Origin of the sequence: Chamaesiphon minutus PCC 6605, from assembly GCF_000317145.1 — a bacterium.
GTDB lineage: Bacteria > Cyanobacteriota > Cyanobacteriia > Cyanobacteriales > Chamaesiphonaceae > Chamaesiphon > Chamaesiphon minutus.
In genome coordinates, this window is record NC_019697.1 from 494,458 (window position 1) to 511,381 (window position 16,924).

Annotated in this window: 14 protein-coding genes; 6 read left to right on the plus strand and 8 right to left on the minus strand. The window is 45.1% G+C overall.

The genetic code is table 11. The features are described 5' to 3' along the window. Positions 1-4: 4 nt before the first annotated feature. The 5 genes from CHA6605_RS02320 to CHA6605_RS02340 all read right to left on the minus strand — a co-directional run bounded on the left by CHA6605_RS02320 (position 5) and on the right by CHA6605_RS02340 (position 6,454). Positions 5-1,294: a CO2 hydration protein gene (locus tag CHA6605_RS02320; protein ID WP_015157942.1), complete on the minus strand. Its 1,290-nt coding sequence runs from the start codon at positions 1,292-1,294 to the stop codon at positions 5-7. Between the two features lie 391 nt (positions 1,295-1,685). Further along, entirely contained in the window at positions 1,686-3,170 is a 1,485-nt protein-coding gene (locus CHA6605_RS02325) for an NADH-quinone oxidoreductase subunit M (RefSeq protein ID WP_015157943.1), read from the minus strand. A gap of 143 nt (positions 3,171-3,313) precedes the next feature. Next, entirely contained in the window at positions 3,314-4,024 is a 711-nt protein-coding gene (locus CHA6605_RS02330) for a carbonic anhydrase (protein ID WP_015157944.1), read from the minus strand. A 100-nt stretch (positions 4,025-4,124) separates the two neighbouring features. Further along, on the minus strand, positions 4,125-5,957 hold the full coding sequence (locus CHA6605_RS02335) for an NAD(P)H-quinone oxidoreductase subunit F (RefSeq protein ID WP_015157945.1): 1,833 nt from the start codon (positions 5,955-5,957) through the stop codon (positions 4,125-4,127). Positions 5,958-6,241: 284 nt separating this feature from the next. Continuing rightward, complete coding sequence (locus tag CHA6605_RS02340; RefSeq protein ID WP_015157946.1) at positions 6,242-6,454, minus strand: hypothetical protein; 213 nt, start codon at positions 6,452-6,454, stop codon at positions 6,242-6,244. A gap of 94 nt (positions 6,455-6,548) precedes the next feature. Here CHA6605_RS02340 and CHA6605_RS02345 point away from each other — a divergent pair, with 94 nt between their 5' ends. From CHA6605_RS02345 to moaA, 3 genes are all read left to right on the plus strand, one after another. Further along, the gene (locus tag CHA6605_RS02345; protein ID WP_015157947.1) at positions 6,549-7,763 is read left to right on the plus strand and encodes an alpha/beta hydrolase; all 1,215 of its coding nucleotides are present in this window, start codon (positions 6,549-6,551) and stop codon (positions 7,761-7,763) included. A 134-nt stretch (positions 7,764-7,897) separates the two neighbouring features. Then, entirely contained in the window at positions 7,898-8,467 is a 570-nt protein-coding gene (locus CHA6605_RS02350; RefSeq protein WP_015157948.1) for an NIF family HAD-type phosphatase, read from the plus strand. Between the two features lie 221 nt (positions 8,468-8,688). After that, positions 8,689-9,678, plus strand: a complete 990-nt coding sequence (gene moaA / locus CHA6605_RS02355; RefSeq protein ID WP_015157949.1) for a GTP 3',8-cyclase MoaA — start codon at positions 8,689-8,691, stop codon at positions 9,676-9,678. A gap of 93 nt (positions 9,679-9,771) precedes the next feature. Here the strand turns inward: moaA and CHA6605_RS31165 are convergent, their stop codons facing one another. After that, on the minus strand, positions 9,772-11,067 hold the full coding sequence (locus CHA6605_RS31165) for a glycerate kinase type-2 family protein (RefSeq protein ID WP_015157950.1): 1,296 nt from the start codon (positions 11,065-11,067) through the stop codon (positions 9,772-9,774). A 344-nt stretch (positions 11,068-11,411) separates the two neighbouring features. On the opposite strand from CHA6605_RS31165, the gene gatB reads away from it, so the two are divergent. Together gatB and CHA6605_RS02370 are read left to right on the plus strand one after the other, a co-directional pair. Beyond that, positions 11,412-12,896, plus strand: coding sequence for an Asp-tRNA(Asn)/Glu-tRNA(Gln) amidotransferase subunit GatB (gatB, locus tag CHA6605_RS02365; RefSeq protein WP_015157951.1), 1,485 nt, complete (start codon positions 11,412-11,414; stop codon positions 12,894-12,896). Positions 12,897-12,967: 71 nt separating this feature from the next. Beyond that, positions 12,968-13,744, plus strand: coding sequence for a pantothenate kinase (locus CHA6605_RS02370; protein WP_015157952.1), 777 nt, complete (start codon positions 12,968-12,970; stop codon positions 13,742-13,744). Between the two features lie 100 nt (positions 13,745-13,844). Here the strand turns inward: CHA6605_RS02370 and CHA6605_RS02375 are convergent, their stop codons facing one another. Next, positions 13,845-14,699 (minus strand): alpha/beta fold hydrolase, encoded by an 855-nt coding sequence (locus CHA6605_RS02375; protein WP_015157953.1) that lies wholly within the window; start codon positions 14,697-14,699, stop codon positions 13,845-13,847. 303 nt (positions 14,700-15,002) lie between these two features. Here CHA6605_RS02375 and CHA6605_RS34860 point away from each other — a divergent pair, with 303 nt between their 5' ends. Beyond that, positions 15,003-15,176, plus strand: a complete 174-nt coding sequence (locus tag CHA6605_RS34860) for a hypothetical protein (RefSeq protein WP_015157954.1) — start codon at positions 15,003-15,005, stop codon at positions 15,174-15,176. A gap of 78 nt (positions 15,177-15,254) precedes the next feature. On the opposite strand, the gene argH is transcribed toward CHA6605_RS34860, so the two are convergent. Further along, positions 15,255-16,637: an argininosuccinate lyase gene (argH, locus tag CHA6605_RS02385; RefSeq protein ID WP_015157955.1), complete on the minus strand. Its 1,383-nt coding sequence runs from the start codon at positions 16,635-16,637 to the stop codon at positions 15,255-15,257. Positions 16,638-16,924 lie beyond the last annotated feature (287 nt).

The following is a 16,924-nucleotide window of genomic DNA, read 5'->3' on the forward strand; positions in this document are numbered from 1 at the left end:
CCAATTAACGATAATCTTGACTTTGAATGTCTGAGAGCCGAGCTTCAGGACGCTTAAACCTGTCGATTTGGGCTTCAAAGAATTTACGATTTTTCTCTAAATGTTTGGGATTGGTATCGTCTAAAGGATAAAGTAATGCGCCTCGTAAAGCCTGGATTACTGCCGAAGTAACGCAGTACATCGATCGCTGGAAACTTACACCCAATTGCACCAACATATCATCTTTGCCCCGACAATGTTTTTCGTAATAATCGAGTAGATATTGCGGCAAGAAATGATACATATCATCCATCAATAATGTCGGTGGAATGCCAGCACTACCGACGGGATTGACATCGGCATATAAAATTCCATAGTGGAAATCGGCTTGTTCTGCGGGCACTTGCTCGGCTTGAGCATTATAAGATTTAGTGCCTCTAAATGGTGCAGTCCGATAAAATACGGCTTCGACATAGGGTAAAGCCGCCTCATACAACCAGGTAAATCCTACCGATTTGGGGATGATTTCAAACATTTCCCCATCGATGTAAACGTGATGATAAATCGGTCTACCAGCGACGGCAAAGATGCCATTAACTAGGAAATTCATCGCATCGGGAACAGAGGCAATTTTGCCCTCATCATACAAATCGCTCATTTCAAAAAATACCGGAGCCATTACTTCCCAAAACAGTCCTAAATTAGAATAATAGGACAGTACCCGCACCTGCTCGATAAACATATCGGGGAAGAGTTTGTACGCCGCCAGCATGGCGGGATTGCCTTTGAAATATGCTTTAATAGCTCGATCCGCATTTTGCTTGTATTCTTCGGTATCTAGATAAGGATCGAACCGCCCACCCATACCCCGATGCCAGTACATCGCTTGCATACAGGCTTCGGCAAACTCCATATTAATCCGATCGTGCAATAAGTGATGGAAAAGTTTGGGCATTTTGGTACTGCGCCCATTTTCCATAAATTCGAGTAGTTCTGGATGAGCTGAAGCCGAGCCTTTTTGCCAGATCCGCAAGTCGGCGGTATCGCCTGCATAGTGATTGGGTAAGTCTAAATATTCTTGCGGGAGGAAGTATTTAAAGGCGGGTAGCGGGTTGAGGAAAACGCGTTCGGCGATGTAGAGCAAGTCGCGCCAGTAGAAGTCCATCGGGACGGCGTAGGCTTTGTATAAGCCGATGATTTGCATCAAGTTTTCGGGCGTATCTGGGAGCATCGCGCCACCAGCTTCGAGGCGATGGATGACGTCGGCGAATTGATGGTTGGACGGTGGTAATTGGGTGGTGATGGTTGCTGTCATGGCGATTTTGGATTAATTCAGATACATTATTAGATTCGTAGGGGCGGGTTTATGAGATCGATCTCACTCTTACTAGCAATCTCAATCAAACCCGCCCTTCTCACTAGCCCCTACGTTGCATGTAAAGTCTGTTAGAGGTGCTGCGGAGATCTTCCCACCCCACTGGGCGGGTCACCTGACCAGCAGCCCTTCGGGCACCCCTCCTGGGAGCTGCCGTGTATACACAAGTCTGTTGGACTTTGCTTCTAGATCTGAATCCCCCCTAACCCCCCTTAAAAAGGGGGAACCGGAAGTCCCCCTTATTTAAGGGGGATTTTCACCAATCTCGCTTTTTTCCAGAGATGTGTATACACGGTAGCTCCTGGGAGGGGATTTAATATTAGGGGGCAGATTATTTGCTAATTTCTATTTCAGCGATTTGGGTACCTGCTTGAGGGAGACTAGCGACGATGGCGTCGGTGGAAATTTGGGTGTGAGAGATAATGATGTTTGGTTGGATGCCGAGTAAGATAATCAGCGTAGCAAGTACGATCGCGGGAATGCGTTCGTAACCTGCCACTTTGGGTAAATATGTGAGATCTTCAGCTAATTTGCCAAACAGGGTGCGATTGATGATGATGATGAAGTAGACAGATGTCAAACCCGTACTCGCCAAACAGATCAGTGTCGCAATTGGGAAAGCGATGTAGCTACCCTGGAAGGAGAGAAATTCGCCGATAAAGCCTACCATTCCTGGAATACCCGCACTTGCCATCATGGTTAAAATCGCCATAGCTCCGACAAAAGGTAAGCCCCGTTTGGGATTGAGCAAGCCGTGGAGTTGGTTGAGATCGCGCGAGCCAGTTTTGGCTTCCATGATACCGACGAGGTTGAATAATAGAGCCAAAATCAAACCATGTGCGACCATTTGATAAACGGCACCCAGCAGGCTCAAAGAATTGCCAGCGGCGGTGGCGAGGAGTACATAACTCAAGTGAGCGACAGAACTATACGCGATTGTTTTCTTGATATCGGTTTGCGCGATCGCGATCAGGCTACCATATACGGCAGTAACTACCGAAATCAGAGCTAACCACGGCGCGACAATTACCCACGCATCGGGAAATAAACCCAAACCAAAGCGGATCAGTCCATAAGTACCCAACTTGGAGACAATGCCACCTAACAACATCGAAACGGGTGTCGATGCCTCGACATAGGCATCGGGCAGCCATGTATGAAAGGGCACCAGCGGCATTTTAATGCCAAAACCGAGGACGATAATACTTAGGAATAAGAGTTGTAGATTGGCAGGTAAATGAGTTGCTGCTAATGACTGATAATTAAAGTCACCAGTTTTGGTAAACCACGCCCAGCTTAAGAAACCTGCAAGTAAGATAATGCCCGATAATGCCTGATAAATCAGAAATTTGGTTGCCGCGTAGCCGCGCTTCTCGCCGCCCCAAATGGCAATCAATAAGTAGAGTGGAATTAGCTCCAACTCATAAAACAAGAAGAATAATAGTAAATTCTGAGCGAGAAATGCGCCAGTAATTGCCGTGCTGACTAATAGCATTAAGGCATAAAATAATCGAGGGCGTTCGGTATTTTTGCTAGTTGCTTGTACGGATAGTAAAACTAGTAAAATATTGAGGATGACCAGCGGTAAAGATAAACCATCGATACCCAACTGATAATCTAAGCCCAACGGCTCGATCCAAGTGAAATGCTCGACAAATTGTAATCCAGTATTTTGATAGTTAAACATCGCTGCGATCGCGATCGTGACTGCTAAAGTCAAGCCCGAAATAGCCAAGGCGATCGAACGACTAAATCCAGGTAAAATTCCAATTAAAATCGCACCCAAAACGGGCAGCCAGACAATAGAACTTAACATAATTATTTATATTTCCATTTTTATGCAAGATGGGCAAGTAAACTAATAATTTCATAGTAAAATCTATTACTAATTAGTTCAAATTGCCCGTCAAATCGATGTTATAGCCGCTGCGTCTAAAAGCAGCTACGCTTTATGAATATTTAAGCAACTTGGGTAACAATTCCAGTATCAAGACTATAAAAACCACCGATAATTTTGAGCTTGCCGCTATTAATTAAATCAGTTACTACAGGCGAAGCTTTGAGCGTAGCAATTTGATTTTTGATATTAGCAATAGTCGTCGCCCTTAATAGATCGCCTGATTCATTTGTGCTAGCAACTTTCAAGGTTTTAATGTGCTTGAGAACACTACCAATTTGTCCGGGAACTGGTTGGTTATCCATTGCTGCCTTCACAGCACCACATTTCTGATGTCCTAATACTAAAATTACTTTTGCGCCCAATACTAAAGTACCGTATTCTAGACTACCAATTTCTTCTGGTGTAGCTACATTACCCGCCACCCTAACTACAAATAAATCGCCCAATCCTTGGTCGAAAACGATCTCGGCGGGGACGCGCGAATCAGCACAACCTAAAATTGCGGCAAATGGTTTCTGACCGCTAGCAACTTCTCGCAACCGAAAAGAACCCCGATTGGGTTGGTTTATTTTTTGACTAGAAAATCGTTTATTACCTTGCAATAATTCAGCAACAGCTAAATCGGGTGTTAACCTTTGTTTCGCATCTGCGGCTGGAGCATCGAATAAGTTTAGTCCCAATTTACTAGTAATTAAACCACTACCCACAGCAGTAGCACCGAATTTAAACAAATTGCGACGAGATACAGAGTTAATGATTTTTCCTTTCATGGTAATGATGATTTGATTATTTAATTATTTAAAACAAATGAAAAATTCAAGTATATAACAACTTCGTTACTCATTATATACCGAAATGTATCACTTACCTTTAGACAAATAATCCCATCATTAGGCCGACCAATATAATGCCAGTAAAAGCCACCAAAACATAAAACTGCGATTGTCCGGAAGTTGTATATTTGAGAGTCTGTCCGCCAAATAATGTCCCCAAACCAATGATATTAACGAATCCATCGACAATATATCGATCGAACCAATTAGTAATCCGCGCGCTAGTTGCTACTAGCAACACGATTGTCAATTGATAAAAACGCTGGACGTAGAAATCATATGCAAAAAAGTTCTGAATTGCAGGCATCGGTAGCTTCACGGGTTTGGGGATGGCATTGACACTATAAATTACAGCACTAATCGTAATGCCCGAAATACTCGACCATACTAACAACGGCGCAAACATCGTATCTAATGCACCCCAACTCGGTAATAAATCGAGATTGCGTAACATAAGTGGCAGATGGCAGATAAAAACAGCGGTAGTAATGACAGGTAAACTAATCAACCAAAACGGCTCGACCGATCGTTCGCTCATTGGTTTGACTTTACCCAAGAAAATCATACAAAATAATCGAGTCAAGCTAAATGATGTGAGTGTATTTACAATTAAAATTACGCCCACTAACCAAGGTTGCTCTAACCATAAACCATCGATTAATTGTAAAAAGCCCCAAAATCCACCCAAAGGCGGTAGTGCAATAAAAGACGCGATCGCGACTAAGAGCGCAGATCCAGTAAAAGGACGGCGCGACCATAAACCACCTAACTGGGTTAAATCTTGAGTAACATTCGTCCAAATAATCGCACCGATGCCCATGTATAGCAAAGACATCCCAAAGGACTCGTTGAACAAAATAAATCTAGCAGAGTCTAAATTTTGGGTGCCGATCGCGATAAATACCAAACCGATATAAGCACTCAATGTATAGGAAAGTACCCGCTTCATATCGACCTGGGCGATCGCGATTAGCGAACAACAAATCGCCGTCGATACGCCTAAAATTACTAGCGTAGTTAATAAAATCGGCGATAGCGAAATCACTGGAGATAGTTTAATTAATACAAACGCCCCCGCACCGACAACCACCGCATTCCGCAATACCGTGGCCGGAATTGGTGCTTCCATGGCTTCATCCAGCCATAGCTGGAAGGGAATCTGAGCGCATTTACCCAACGGGCCTGCGCTGAGAGATAAACCCAGTAATAAGGCTACTGTCGGGTCTAATTTTGCCGTTTGCGACCAAGTTGCTAACTCGGTAAAATTCCACGTTCCGGCGATCGGATAAATGGCAATTACGCCCATCAGCAGGATAATATCGCCCACTCGCTTCGTCCAAAACGCATCCCGCGCGCCAGTAATTACCAGCGATTGAGCAAACCAAAAGCCGACTAATAAATAAGTCGCTAGAGTTAGCAATTCGAGAAAAACATAAGTAAAAAATAGCGAATTTGATAGCACCAAACCGCAAATTCCCGCACCGAAACAATTCATCAGTGAGAAGAATCGCGCCCAGCTCCAATCCATCTCTAGATAGCCCACGCTATAGATCTGCGAGACAAAATTGATGCCCGCAACGACACTCACAGCAGTCAACGTAATCGCCGAAACCTGAATTGGGAAATTAATATCTAGGGTGCTAGTATGCAGCCAACTATAACTTATTTCTTGTGAGGGCAAGTCCCAACCAATTACTAGGGATACCACTGAATGAATGAAGGCGATCCCCGCCATCAGAATATTCACATAACCTGCTGGTCTAGTGCCGAGTTCCCCCGACCAGCCTAAAGACCAAGGCAGTGCCAAGATAGCTCCGAAGAGTGGGTAGCACGGAATTAACCATGCTGTTTGGATAACTATGTCATACATAGAGTTTACTCTATAAATTATTGATTTAAATCTTTTGCATCTCTATCCCAAAGAATAATCGAAAACTTCTCTAAAAGATAGGTCTAACATAGAGTTTTGCTCAATATTTGAGCTAAGTTTTCCTGATGTATACTATGTATCGAGATCGATCTATTTTTAAGTTAGATTTTAATCTATAGACGTACCCTTAATCTAGTAGTTTTGGCGGGGATCGAGTTAATATTTTGTGGGGATCGGGGATCGGGGATCGGGGATCGGGGAGCTTAACTTCTGCTGCTCACTATCTAGTCTGCCTGCACGAACTGAGATCGATAGTTTGTCTCAGCCTGAAAACTCAAGTCTCGGCTAGCGATCGTTGCTGGTGGCTCCCATTGCATTCCATCATTAAAGCCAGCAAAGTGGGTAGCTGCAAAATGGGGAATATCGTCACTAGACGGACGGCGCAGCAGACATCGTTCGGTCTGGATTGTAAAATCGTGGGGAATAACTCTTTCCATCTATCAATCGCTACATTTTCTCGATCTTTGGTGTTAGTCTAACTACAGCTTATCCCGATTTCTGGAGTCCAAATCGACGCTCATAGCGCAAACGATGAAAAAAGTTTTACCGATTGTTAGTATCTGGCTGGTGGGACTGCTGTTATTTGTAGGCTTGTTTTTGAGTCTGTGGATTATCGTCCCCGCGCCGATTTTCTCACTCCTTCCTCTTAGTGTGGGCGCGCCAGAAATCAGTCCGGGATTACTGCTATTAAATATTTTGGTCGCGATCGCGATCGTGACGATCTTCTGGTTGAGAGGTTTTCGATACTGGCGATTGTTTCTATTTACATTATCTTTGAGCGGTTTAGCATTAGGCTTGAGTGCGCGGCCATTACTGCAATTTTCTACAGTCCAACAACAAGCACAAGCCGCGATCGAGTCAAGTTTGGGGCGAGACTATCTTAAAAATATTCCGCCGGAAATTATGCCCAAACTGCGATCGCAACCCCTGATTATTGCCGATATCTGGCGCAAAATTCCGATTCCCAAAGTCAGGATCGATCGAGCGATTCCCTTTGCCAATCCCGATGGCGTCAAGCTGACGATGAATATCTATCGACCGCTCCAGGTCGGCAAATACCCAGCGATCGTGTCAATTTATGGCGGTGCTTGGCAACGCGGTAGCCCCGATAGTGACGATACTTTCAACCGTTATATCGCTGCTCAAGGTTATGTGGTGTGGGCGATCGATTATCGCCATGCACCTGCTTATCGCTTCCCCACTCAGATTGAAGATGTGCGCTCGGCATTAACATTTATTAAAAAATATGGTGCTGAAAATGAAACCGATCTCGATCGTGTCGCACTCATCGGTCGATCGGCTGGCGCGCAACTAGCAACCTTAGCAGCTTACCAAGATCCACCGCTGCCCATTCGCGCCGTTGTCAATTATTATGGCCCTGTCAATCTGACGGCTGGTTACGAAGATGTCCCTACTCCCGATCCGATCGAGTCTCGCGCCACACTGCGCGCCTTCCTCGGCGGCACCCCGCAAACCGTTCCCGAACTTTACCGCCAAGCTTCCCCAATTAACGCTGTCAAACCCGCTCTACCACCATCTCTGCTCATCTACGGCGGCAAAGACCACATTATCGAATCCAAGTATGGTAAGTACCTCGCGCAACAATTGCGATCGCAAGGAAATCGCACCATTTTCATCGAAATTCCTTGGGCAGATCATGCTTTTGATGCTGTTTTTTCGGGAGTGAGCAATCAACTCGCACTCTACTATACCGAGCGATTTTTAGCTTGGGCTTTAATTAATTGATAGTTGATAATTGATAATGCTTATACTTGGAAGGTTAGGCTAATTCGTACCTTGTGAGAAATAGGAATAAATGCCATGATAATATCTAGCTAGTTGTGGTGGCAATATATTTATATAGTTATTAATCGATTGCTGTGGCTGCTACCAAAAAATTATTAATTCTCGATCTCGATGAAACTCTAGTTTATGCAACCGAAACACCATCGATCGGATTGCCAGATTTTTACGTGTATGACTATGCCATTTACAAGCGTCCATACCTAGATATTTTTCTTGCAACTTGTCTGGAGTGGTTTAATGTGGCAATTTGGACATCTTCTGGATCTGACTATGCTACTGCCGTTGTAGCTGCGATCTTTCCCGACCCACAAGCTCTAAAGTTTGTCTGGGCTAGCGATCGCTGTTCGATCGCCTACAATTATAATTACGATCTCATCGACGGTGGTTATCCCTCATATTACTCGCGCAAACCACTAAAAAAAGTCAAACGACGTGGCTATAAGTTAGAATCGATTATCGCAGTTGATGATACTCCCAAGAAATGGGAACAAAGTTATGGTAACTTAGTCAGAATCGATCCTTTTGAAGGAGATGAATCTGACATAGAATTAAAGTATTTACTCATTTATCTAGAGGAACTTAAAAACGTAGAAAATGTTCGATCGATCGAGAAAAGAAAGTGGCGACAACAGGTTTGTACATAAACAAACGACCCAATTTATTAATATATATTCCAAAATAGAGACCACCTCTGATTTGGAGTGTTAGAATCAAATCTAAAAAGTAAATGTCAGAAGTCAAACTCGATCGAATTGAAGCTCAGATCGGCCAATCGAGCGAACTGATGGTAATGAGGTAAAGCTGACACCTGAATATTTGTAGAGATTTTGCCCACGATCGACAATCGATCGGTAACAATAGAAAGATGAACCAGGTAAATTACTTACGGATTAGCCTCATCGATCGGTGCAACTTTCGATGCCAATACTGTATGCCGGAAGGAGCAGAACTAGAGTATCTCCACCGCCAGCAACTTTTGACTGATGACGAGCTGTTGACTTTGATTCGGGAAGTATTTATTCCGGTCGGCTTTAATCGTTTTCGACTAACTGGTGGCGAACCATTATTACGCAGTGGCATTGTTGAGATCGTGCGATCGATCGCCAATCTTCCACAGACGCAAGATTTATCTGTAACTACCAATGCCTTTTTACTGGCTGGCATGGCCGAAGACTTGTACCGAGCCGGACTCAGACGCGTCAATATCAGCCTCGATTCCCTTCATGAAGCCACCTTCGATCGGATTGTCGGCAACGTTGGTAAATCCCGCTGGCAACAGGTCTGGAACGGGATTCTAGCTGCCGATCGCGCGGGATTTACACCCCTAAAATTAAACGTTGTGGTCATCCCAGGTGTGAACGATACAGAAGTATTGGATTTAGCCGCTCTGAGCATTGATAAACAGTGGCACGTCCGCTTTATAGAGTTTATGCCAATCGGTAACGATGAGTTATTTAGCGATCGGGGGTGGGTATCTTCAGAATCGATCCGCCACCAAATTCGCGAAAAATGGGGTTTAACTGAGGCACAAGTGCAAGGAAATGGCCCTGCGGATGTCTTTACCATCCCTGGTGCGAAAGGGACGCTCGGGTTTATCAGTCAGATGTCCGAATGCTTTTGCGACAGGTGCAATCGAATGCGGCTATCTGCGGATGGCTGGTTGCGTCCGTGCCTGCTCAACGAAACCGGACAACTAGATCTCAAAACCGCACTACGCAACGGTGTCTCTACCACTCAATTGTGTTCGCAAGTCAGAGATTTACTCGCGCTCAAACCAGAAATTAACTATAAAGGTCGCGAATCTGGCAGTGAAACTGGAGTATATCACCGAACGATGTCTCAGATTGGGGGTTAAAACAAATGGCATGGCGGGGATTGCGGATTGTGGATTGTGGATTGAGCCTGTATTACACTCCGATCTATCCCCTATCCCCTATTCCCTATCCTCTCATGGGCGAATGGCGATCGTAATATCTGCCACATTAGTACCAGTTGGCTCAGTTTTAAGTAGATCGCCCAATTGCTGAAAAAATGGATAACTATCATGTCGGTCGAGTGCTATTTTAGCATCCAATTCTAATGCCAAAGCGCGATCGATCGTCGTCTCATTTACTATAGCTCCCGCCGCATCTGTCGGCCCATCGGTACCATCGGTTGCTAAGGTAATTATCCATGCAGGGGCATTATATTTGGCTAATTCGATCGCGGCTGCCAATCCTAATTCGGTATTGCGACCACCTTTACCCGTGCAGTTTGCTGGTAGATTAACCGTAGTTTCGCCACCATAAATTAACACGGTTTTACTGGGTTCGGCAATAATTCTTTGGGCGATTTCTACCCCACGCTCTTTTGCTTCTCCTTCCCATTTAGTGGTAACAATCTGTGGATAATAACCCATTTCTGGCGATCTGGCAGCTTGTTCTACAGCTTGACAAGCTTGAAGATTATTGCCAACTAAGACATTGTGCGCGCGCGGATGATTGGTTAAACCGGACGCGATCGAACCAATCGGATCGCCGATAACATCTGATAAAATTAAGCTAATTACTTTTCCCGTTCCGACCCGCTCGACTAAACAACCACCTTTCAATCTATCGATCTGCGAACGCACGGCATTAATTTTCTCGATCGATAAACCACTGCCTAATAGTGCCATTCCAATCGCCTGTAGTGCTGGCAGTGAAATATTTTCGGTAGGGTTGAGGATATTAAGATCGATCGACTGGCTCGATAAAGCCGCCCGAATTAATTGTTGAGTTTCCTGACTAATTTCGGCAGTCGGCGGACTATTTAGTAGTTCTTTTAAAGCATTGCAAGGACGCGGTGCGACGATCAAAGCAGAGGCTCCGCCAGAGATACAAGCGAGGACTAATGTTTGCTCCGTACAGTCGGCAAGTAATTCCCACACGCGATCGCCAGCAGTTAAACTACGATCGTCAGGTACTGGATGTGCCGACTCGATCGTTTCCCAATTAGCCGGAAATTTAACATCTTTTAAATGGTCGTATTTAGTAATGACTAATCCTTGAGGAATTCGACTGCCAAGGAGTTCGTGGAGCGATCGAGCCATTGGCACGGATGCTTTACCGACTGCAACACACCGAATATCTTTATTTTTTAAATTAATTACGCGATCGCTGATAACCAGATCGTCACCATCTAGTCGCAAATGATTTTGAATGGCGTTATATGGGTTGACAGCAGCTAATGCAGCGGCAATTAATCGATCGATGAAAGCTTCCATATTCTTTAACCGTAAAGTCTTTGATTTAGTCTAGTTTCGAGGGATGGGTAATAAATACTGTCGTTGGCGTATTTTTACCACCCAACAATAGGAGAAATGTCTACTTCTGTGAAATCCAGTTTTAGAGGGATAACCTTCTCTATGAAAGGCTCAATAGCGAAATTGGTATCTACACCTACCGCTACCGCGAGTAATTTAATGGCTGGCGAGCAGTCGTTATTTATCCCAGTCGCAGCATCGAACAAGAACGATTAGCGATAGTCAGACTCGATCGAGGATAGTCAAATACTCGATCGCGATACAATAAGAGCATATATCGCTCTACACTAATTTTTTATAGGCGCATGACCGTAGCTACCCCGACCAAAATCCAGTATGAAGCCGTAATTGGGTTAGAAACTCACTGTCAACTCAACACGGCTACCAAGATTTTTTGTAACTGCTCCACCGAATTTGGCTCTGTCCCCAACCACAATATTTGCCCAGTGTGTACGGCAATGCCTGGAGTTTTGCCAGTACTCAACGAGAAAGTATATGAGTATGCTGTCAAAGCGGGTTTGGCTCTCAATTGTCAGATTGCTGCCTATAGTAAATTCGATCGCAAGCAATATTTTTATCCTGACTTACCCAAAAATTATCAAATTACCCAATTCGATCTCCCCATCGCCGAGCATGGCTGGGTAGAAATCGAAATCCTAGATGACGCTGGCAATCCCACCCGCAAGAAAATCGGCATCACCCGGATGCACATGGAAGAAGATGCCGGGAAGCTCGTGCATGGCGGTAGCGACAGATTATCTGGCTCCAGTTACTCGCTGGTAGATTACAATCGCACTGGCGTCCCCCTGTGTGAAATCGTCTCCGAACCCGATCTTCGCAGCGGTATCGAAGCGGCTGAATACGCCCAAGAAATCCGCCGGATTATCCGCTACCTCGGCGTCGGTGACGGGAACATGCAAGAAGGTTCCCTCCGCTGCGACGTAAATATTTCCGTGCGTCCCGTCGGTCGCGAGGAATTTGGCGTTAAAGTCGAGATCAAGAATATGAACTCCTTTAGTGCGATTCAACGTGCGATCGATTATGAGATCGACAGACAAATTACCGCAATCGGTAATAACGAGCCAATCTTCCAAGAAACCAGATTGTGGGAAGAAGGCACGCAACGCACGATTAGTATGCGGAGCAAGGAAGGCTCTAGCGATTATCGCTATTTCCCCGAACCCGACTTGACGCCGATGATTTTGGCAGATAGTCAAAAGGCCGCTTGGAAAGCCGAACTCCCAGAATTACCTGTCGAAAAACGCCATCGTTATCAAGAGGAATTAGGCTTATCTCCCTATGATACGCGAGTCCTCACTGACGATCGATCTGTCGCCGAATATCTCGAAGCCACAATCGCCGCTGGTGCGGATATCAAGCAAGCAGCTAACTGGGTAATGGGCGATATTACCGCCTATCTCAAGAATCAAAAAGTCAGCATTCGCGATATTCCCCTCACGCCGACAGTGTTGGCAGAATTAATCGGGTTAATCGACAAAGGTACCATCAACGGTAAGATTGCTAAAGAAATTCTCCCCGACTTATTCGAGCACGGCGGTTCGGTGCAAGCCTTAATTGAAAGCAAAGGCTTAACTTCGATTTCCGATCCTGCGGAATTGGAAAAAATCGTCGATGAACTCCTCGCCGCCAATCCTAAAGAATTGGAGCAATATAAAGCCGGAAAAACCAAACTTTTAGGCTTCTTCGTCGGGCAACTAATGAAACAAACAGGCGGACGTGCCGAGCCAAAATTAGCCAATCAAATCCTAGCCAAAAAGTTGAACGGTTGAAAAATCCTCTCCTCGGAAGGCTGTGTTAAAAATCCCCTCCTGGGAGGGGATTTTTTAAGGGATTAGCGAGCGTGGAGGCTATTATTAACATTATCCAGATTGGATTAGCGATCGGGAATTCGCGCTATCATTGGGCTTGGTTTTTAAATACCAAACTCCAATCGAGTTGGGATACCGAATATCTCGCGCCAGAGCGATTTATAGAATCATTTTCGATCGATCTTCAAGTACTAATTAAAGAACATAAAATTCAGGTAGATTTAATTCCAATCTATCTTGTTTCTGTCGTCCCCATTCAAACAGAAATCTGGCAAAAATTACCACAAACTCAAATAATTACTTTGTCCGATATTCCTATGCAAAATCTCTATCCGACACTCGGGATCGATCGAGCGTTAGCAGCCTTCGGTGCAGGTGAAGTTTATGGTTATCCAGTATTAGTAATCGACGGCGGGACGGCATTAACAATTACAGGTATTGACGATCGGCATAGTTTTATCGGCGGCGCGATTTTGCCAGGATTGAGATTACAAATTAGCTCTTTATATTCGGGTACTGCTGCATTGCCACAAATAACACTACCCCCAGAGCTACCGCCGCGTTGGAGCGACAATACCCCAGGCTCGATCGCTAGCGGTATTTTACATACAATTAGTGCGGGACTAATTGATTTTATTCGAGATTGGCAGCAGTTATTTCCAAAGAGTCAGATCGTCTTTACAGGTGGAGATGGCGAACTTTTGACTGGATATGTACAAGGCAATTTACAGTTAAATTATCGCAATTCCTTAAGATTCGATCGTCATTTACTATTTCATGGATTATCAGTAATTTTGAAATCGATCTAGTTAGTAAATAAATACGTGTAAATTAGACATATGACTTCTTAAAGAAGTCGGATGTCTGAGTATCTATGGTAATGTAAATTAGTGACAAATCGCTAAATTATTACCATAATTCGACCTCTTCTCGATCGATCTGTGCCTGGATGCGATCGATAAAATTTTCAATTTCTTTGGCAATATAGGGCATCGATTCTTCAGGGAAAGTAAAATCTGCCGACTTAATTAATTTATACTCAGATTTCTTCACTGCGCGGGCGCAAGCTTGGCTTTGCTCCATGACCGATCTCTCATCGGCGTCGCTTTGTAGGACTAAAAATGGCGGTCGAAAGAGAGATAATCGATCGGCAACTAGTTCGCGGCGAATCTTGGCAGTCGATCGCTGAAAAAATAATTTACAAGTAGTTGGATATTTCTTGAAAAACCGCCAATAAGCTTGTCTTTTGGCTAAGGGATCGACATCATCGCCGATCGATGTTATCACCTGTAAACTATTTAACCACAACTTAAATAGCCAGGGTTGAGAGAGTAAGAATTTTGTCGATCGACCGTATTGTTTCCAGTTAGGAAGTGTATATCCTTCTGGAGAAATTGCCACTACGCCGCGCACTAAATTTGGATATTTCAATGTATAACTCAAGGCAATCCACGCACCGAGCGAATGTCCGATTAAATAAACCGGACGATGGAGCTTCAGTGCCATCAAAAACTCGTGGAGCGCAGCTACTTCTAATTCGATCGAGTCTGGTACCCGATTGGCAGTCGAATTACCATATCCGAGCAAGTCTACAGCAAAGCAATGGAACTTCTTCTGGGCTAGTGGCTCGATAATCCGCTCCCATTGATGATTATCGTGCCAACTACCATGCAAGAATATCAGTACGGGGCGATCGAGATCTCCCGCCTCGCGCCAGAAGATTTGGCCTGTAGAGAGCTTAATGTGAGAACTGCGGTAGAGCATAGGGGCTAAATACTAGGGGAGGTTGCTAAGTAAAGAGCGTGCTGGTTGCTGCAATACTACCCTAAGCTAGATCATAGTAGAGTGTAACTACATTCCGATCGAGCTACTAGCAATTTTGGTGCGCGATCGCTTATGATAAGATTTGCTGAAGCTACGTCCGGTCGGATTAACCTCTGACAGTTAGGTTCGATCGAATATTTTATTTTATTGAGACGGCTCAGGATTTTTAGCACAGCCATTGACAGATCCAGTCCCGATTGGGTTGGCAAATGTTACTTATCGTTTATTTTTACAGAGGCAAATATGGCAAAACGCCGCAACCTGAAGAAGGAAAAGGCGGAGCGTAATCAAGCATACGCTCGTAAGTTTAGAAAACGCCCCACTGGCGGTCGGATGTTCAAATCCAGATTCCGTCCTCAATCTAATGGCACTTCGGCTGAGGAAGATAACGAAGATACCTCCGCAGCAGCAACCTAGATTAGGGGATAGGGGATAGGGGATAGAGATTAGGGAAGATAGAACTTCCTTTGATGTCTTTATCCCCTAGTACCTATCCTAACCAATTTGAACTTTGGCACGCTCGATCGCTTGACGAACTCGATCGAATCCTGTTCCACCGTAACTATTTCGCGCTGCTACTACTTGTTTGGGATCGATCGCTGCATAGATATCCTCGGCAAATGCTGGATGTAGCTGTTGCCATTCAACTAGGCTCAGATCCTTAAGTAGTTTGTTTTGGCTCAGGCAAGTTTTGACGACCTTACCGACGAGATTGTAAGCTTCGCGGAAGGGCACACCTTTAGTTGCCAGATAGTCGGCGACATCTGTGGCATTGGCAAAATCTGATGCTACGGCTTCAGCCAAGCGTGCGGGACGAAATTCGATCCCTTCTTGGATTAAGATGGTCATCGCTTCCAGGCAGGCTTGGACGGTATTGACGGCATCGAATAAAGCTTCTTTATCTTCTTGCAAGTCCTTATTATAGGCCAGGGGCAATCCCTTCATCATCACCAGCATGGCTTGGAGATGGCCGAACACGCGTCCGGTTTTGCCGCGTACTAATTCTGGCACATCAGGATTCTTCTTTTGGGGCATGATACTCGAACCCGTGGCACAGCGATCGGTCAAGCTGACAAACCGAAATTCTTCGGATGCCCAAATAATCACTTCCTCTGCCAAACGGCTTAAATGTACCATAATTAGGCTGGCAGCACCAAGAAACTCGATCGCAAAATCTCGGTCGCTCACGCCATCCAAACTATTGCTATAAATGTCGTCGAAACCGAGTAACTGCGCTGAATAAGCCCGATCGATCGGGAATGTCGTCCCCGCCAGCGCGCCGCAGCCTAATGGCGAGATATTCGTCCGCTTATAGACATCTCCCAGCCGTTCCCAGTCCCGCTGCGCCATTTGAAAATAGGCGAGCAGGTGATGTGCCAAACTCAGCGGTTGCGCGCGTTGGAGGTGTGTATAACCAGGAATCAGCGTCTCGACATGGGTTTGCGCTAGCGTCAGTAGTACCTGTTGAAAGTCTCGCAACTGCGAGCGGATCTGCTGAATGCGATCGCGCAAGTATAGCCTCGTATCGGTACCGACTTGATCGTTACGCGATCGAGCTGTATGTAGTTTCTTACCGACATCGCCGACGATCTCCGTCAGCCGCCGCTCCACAGCAAAGTGGACATCTTCAGCATCGATACCGGGATGAAAATTACCCGCTCGATATTCGTCGCGGATCTGTTCTAAGCCAGCAACTAACTTCTCCCCCTCAGTCGAGCTGATAATACCCGTCTGCGCCAGCATCCGAGCGTGAGCGCAAGAACCAGTCAGATCGTATTCGATCAATTCCAGATCGAAGCCAATGCTAGCGTTAAATTTTGCGATCGCTGGATGTAGTGTACCTTCAAAGCGATCGCTCCAAGTCTGTGGTCGATCCATACAAGAACAGGGGCAAAAGCTCCTGAATTAAGGGTTGGGGAATATTCGCAATAGCCAAACTTCAGCCATGTGCAATCGGATGGCTAGCATGTGGCCTAAAGTTGCTACTCAGTATTCCACGCTATCATGTGAATGTCATGTCCATCAAAAACTTTACTCAAACATCGATTATGTCTATTCAAAAAACCAAGGTTAAAGCTACCAGTGTGCTGACAATTTTTTGCCTGAGTGCCGCTCTAGCTATTACTAGTTGCGGCCAAAAAGCAACTGAAACTAGCACTACTCAA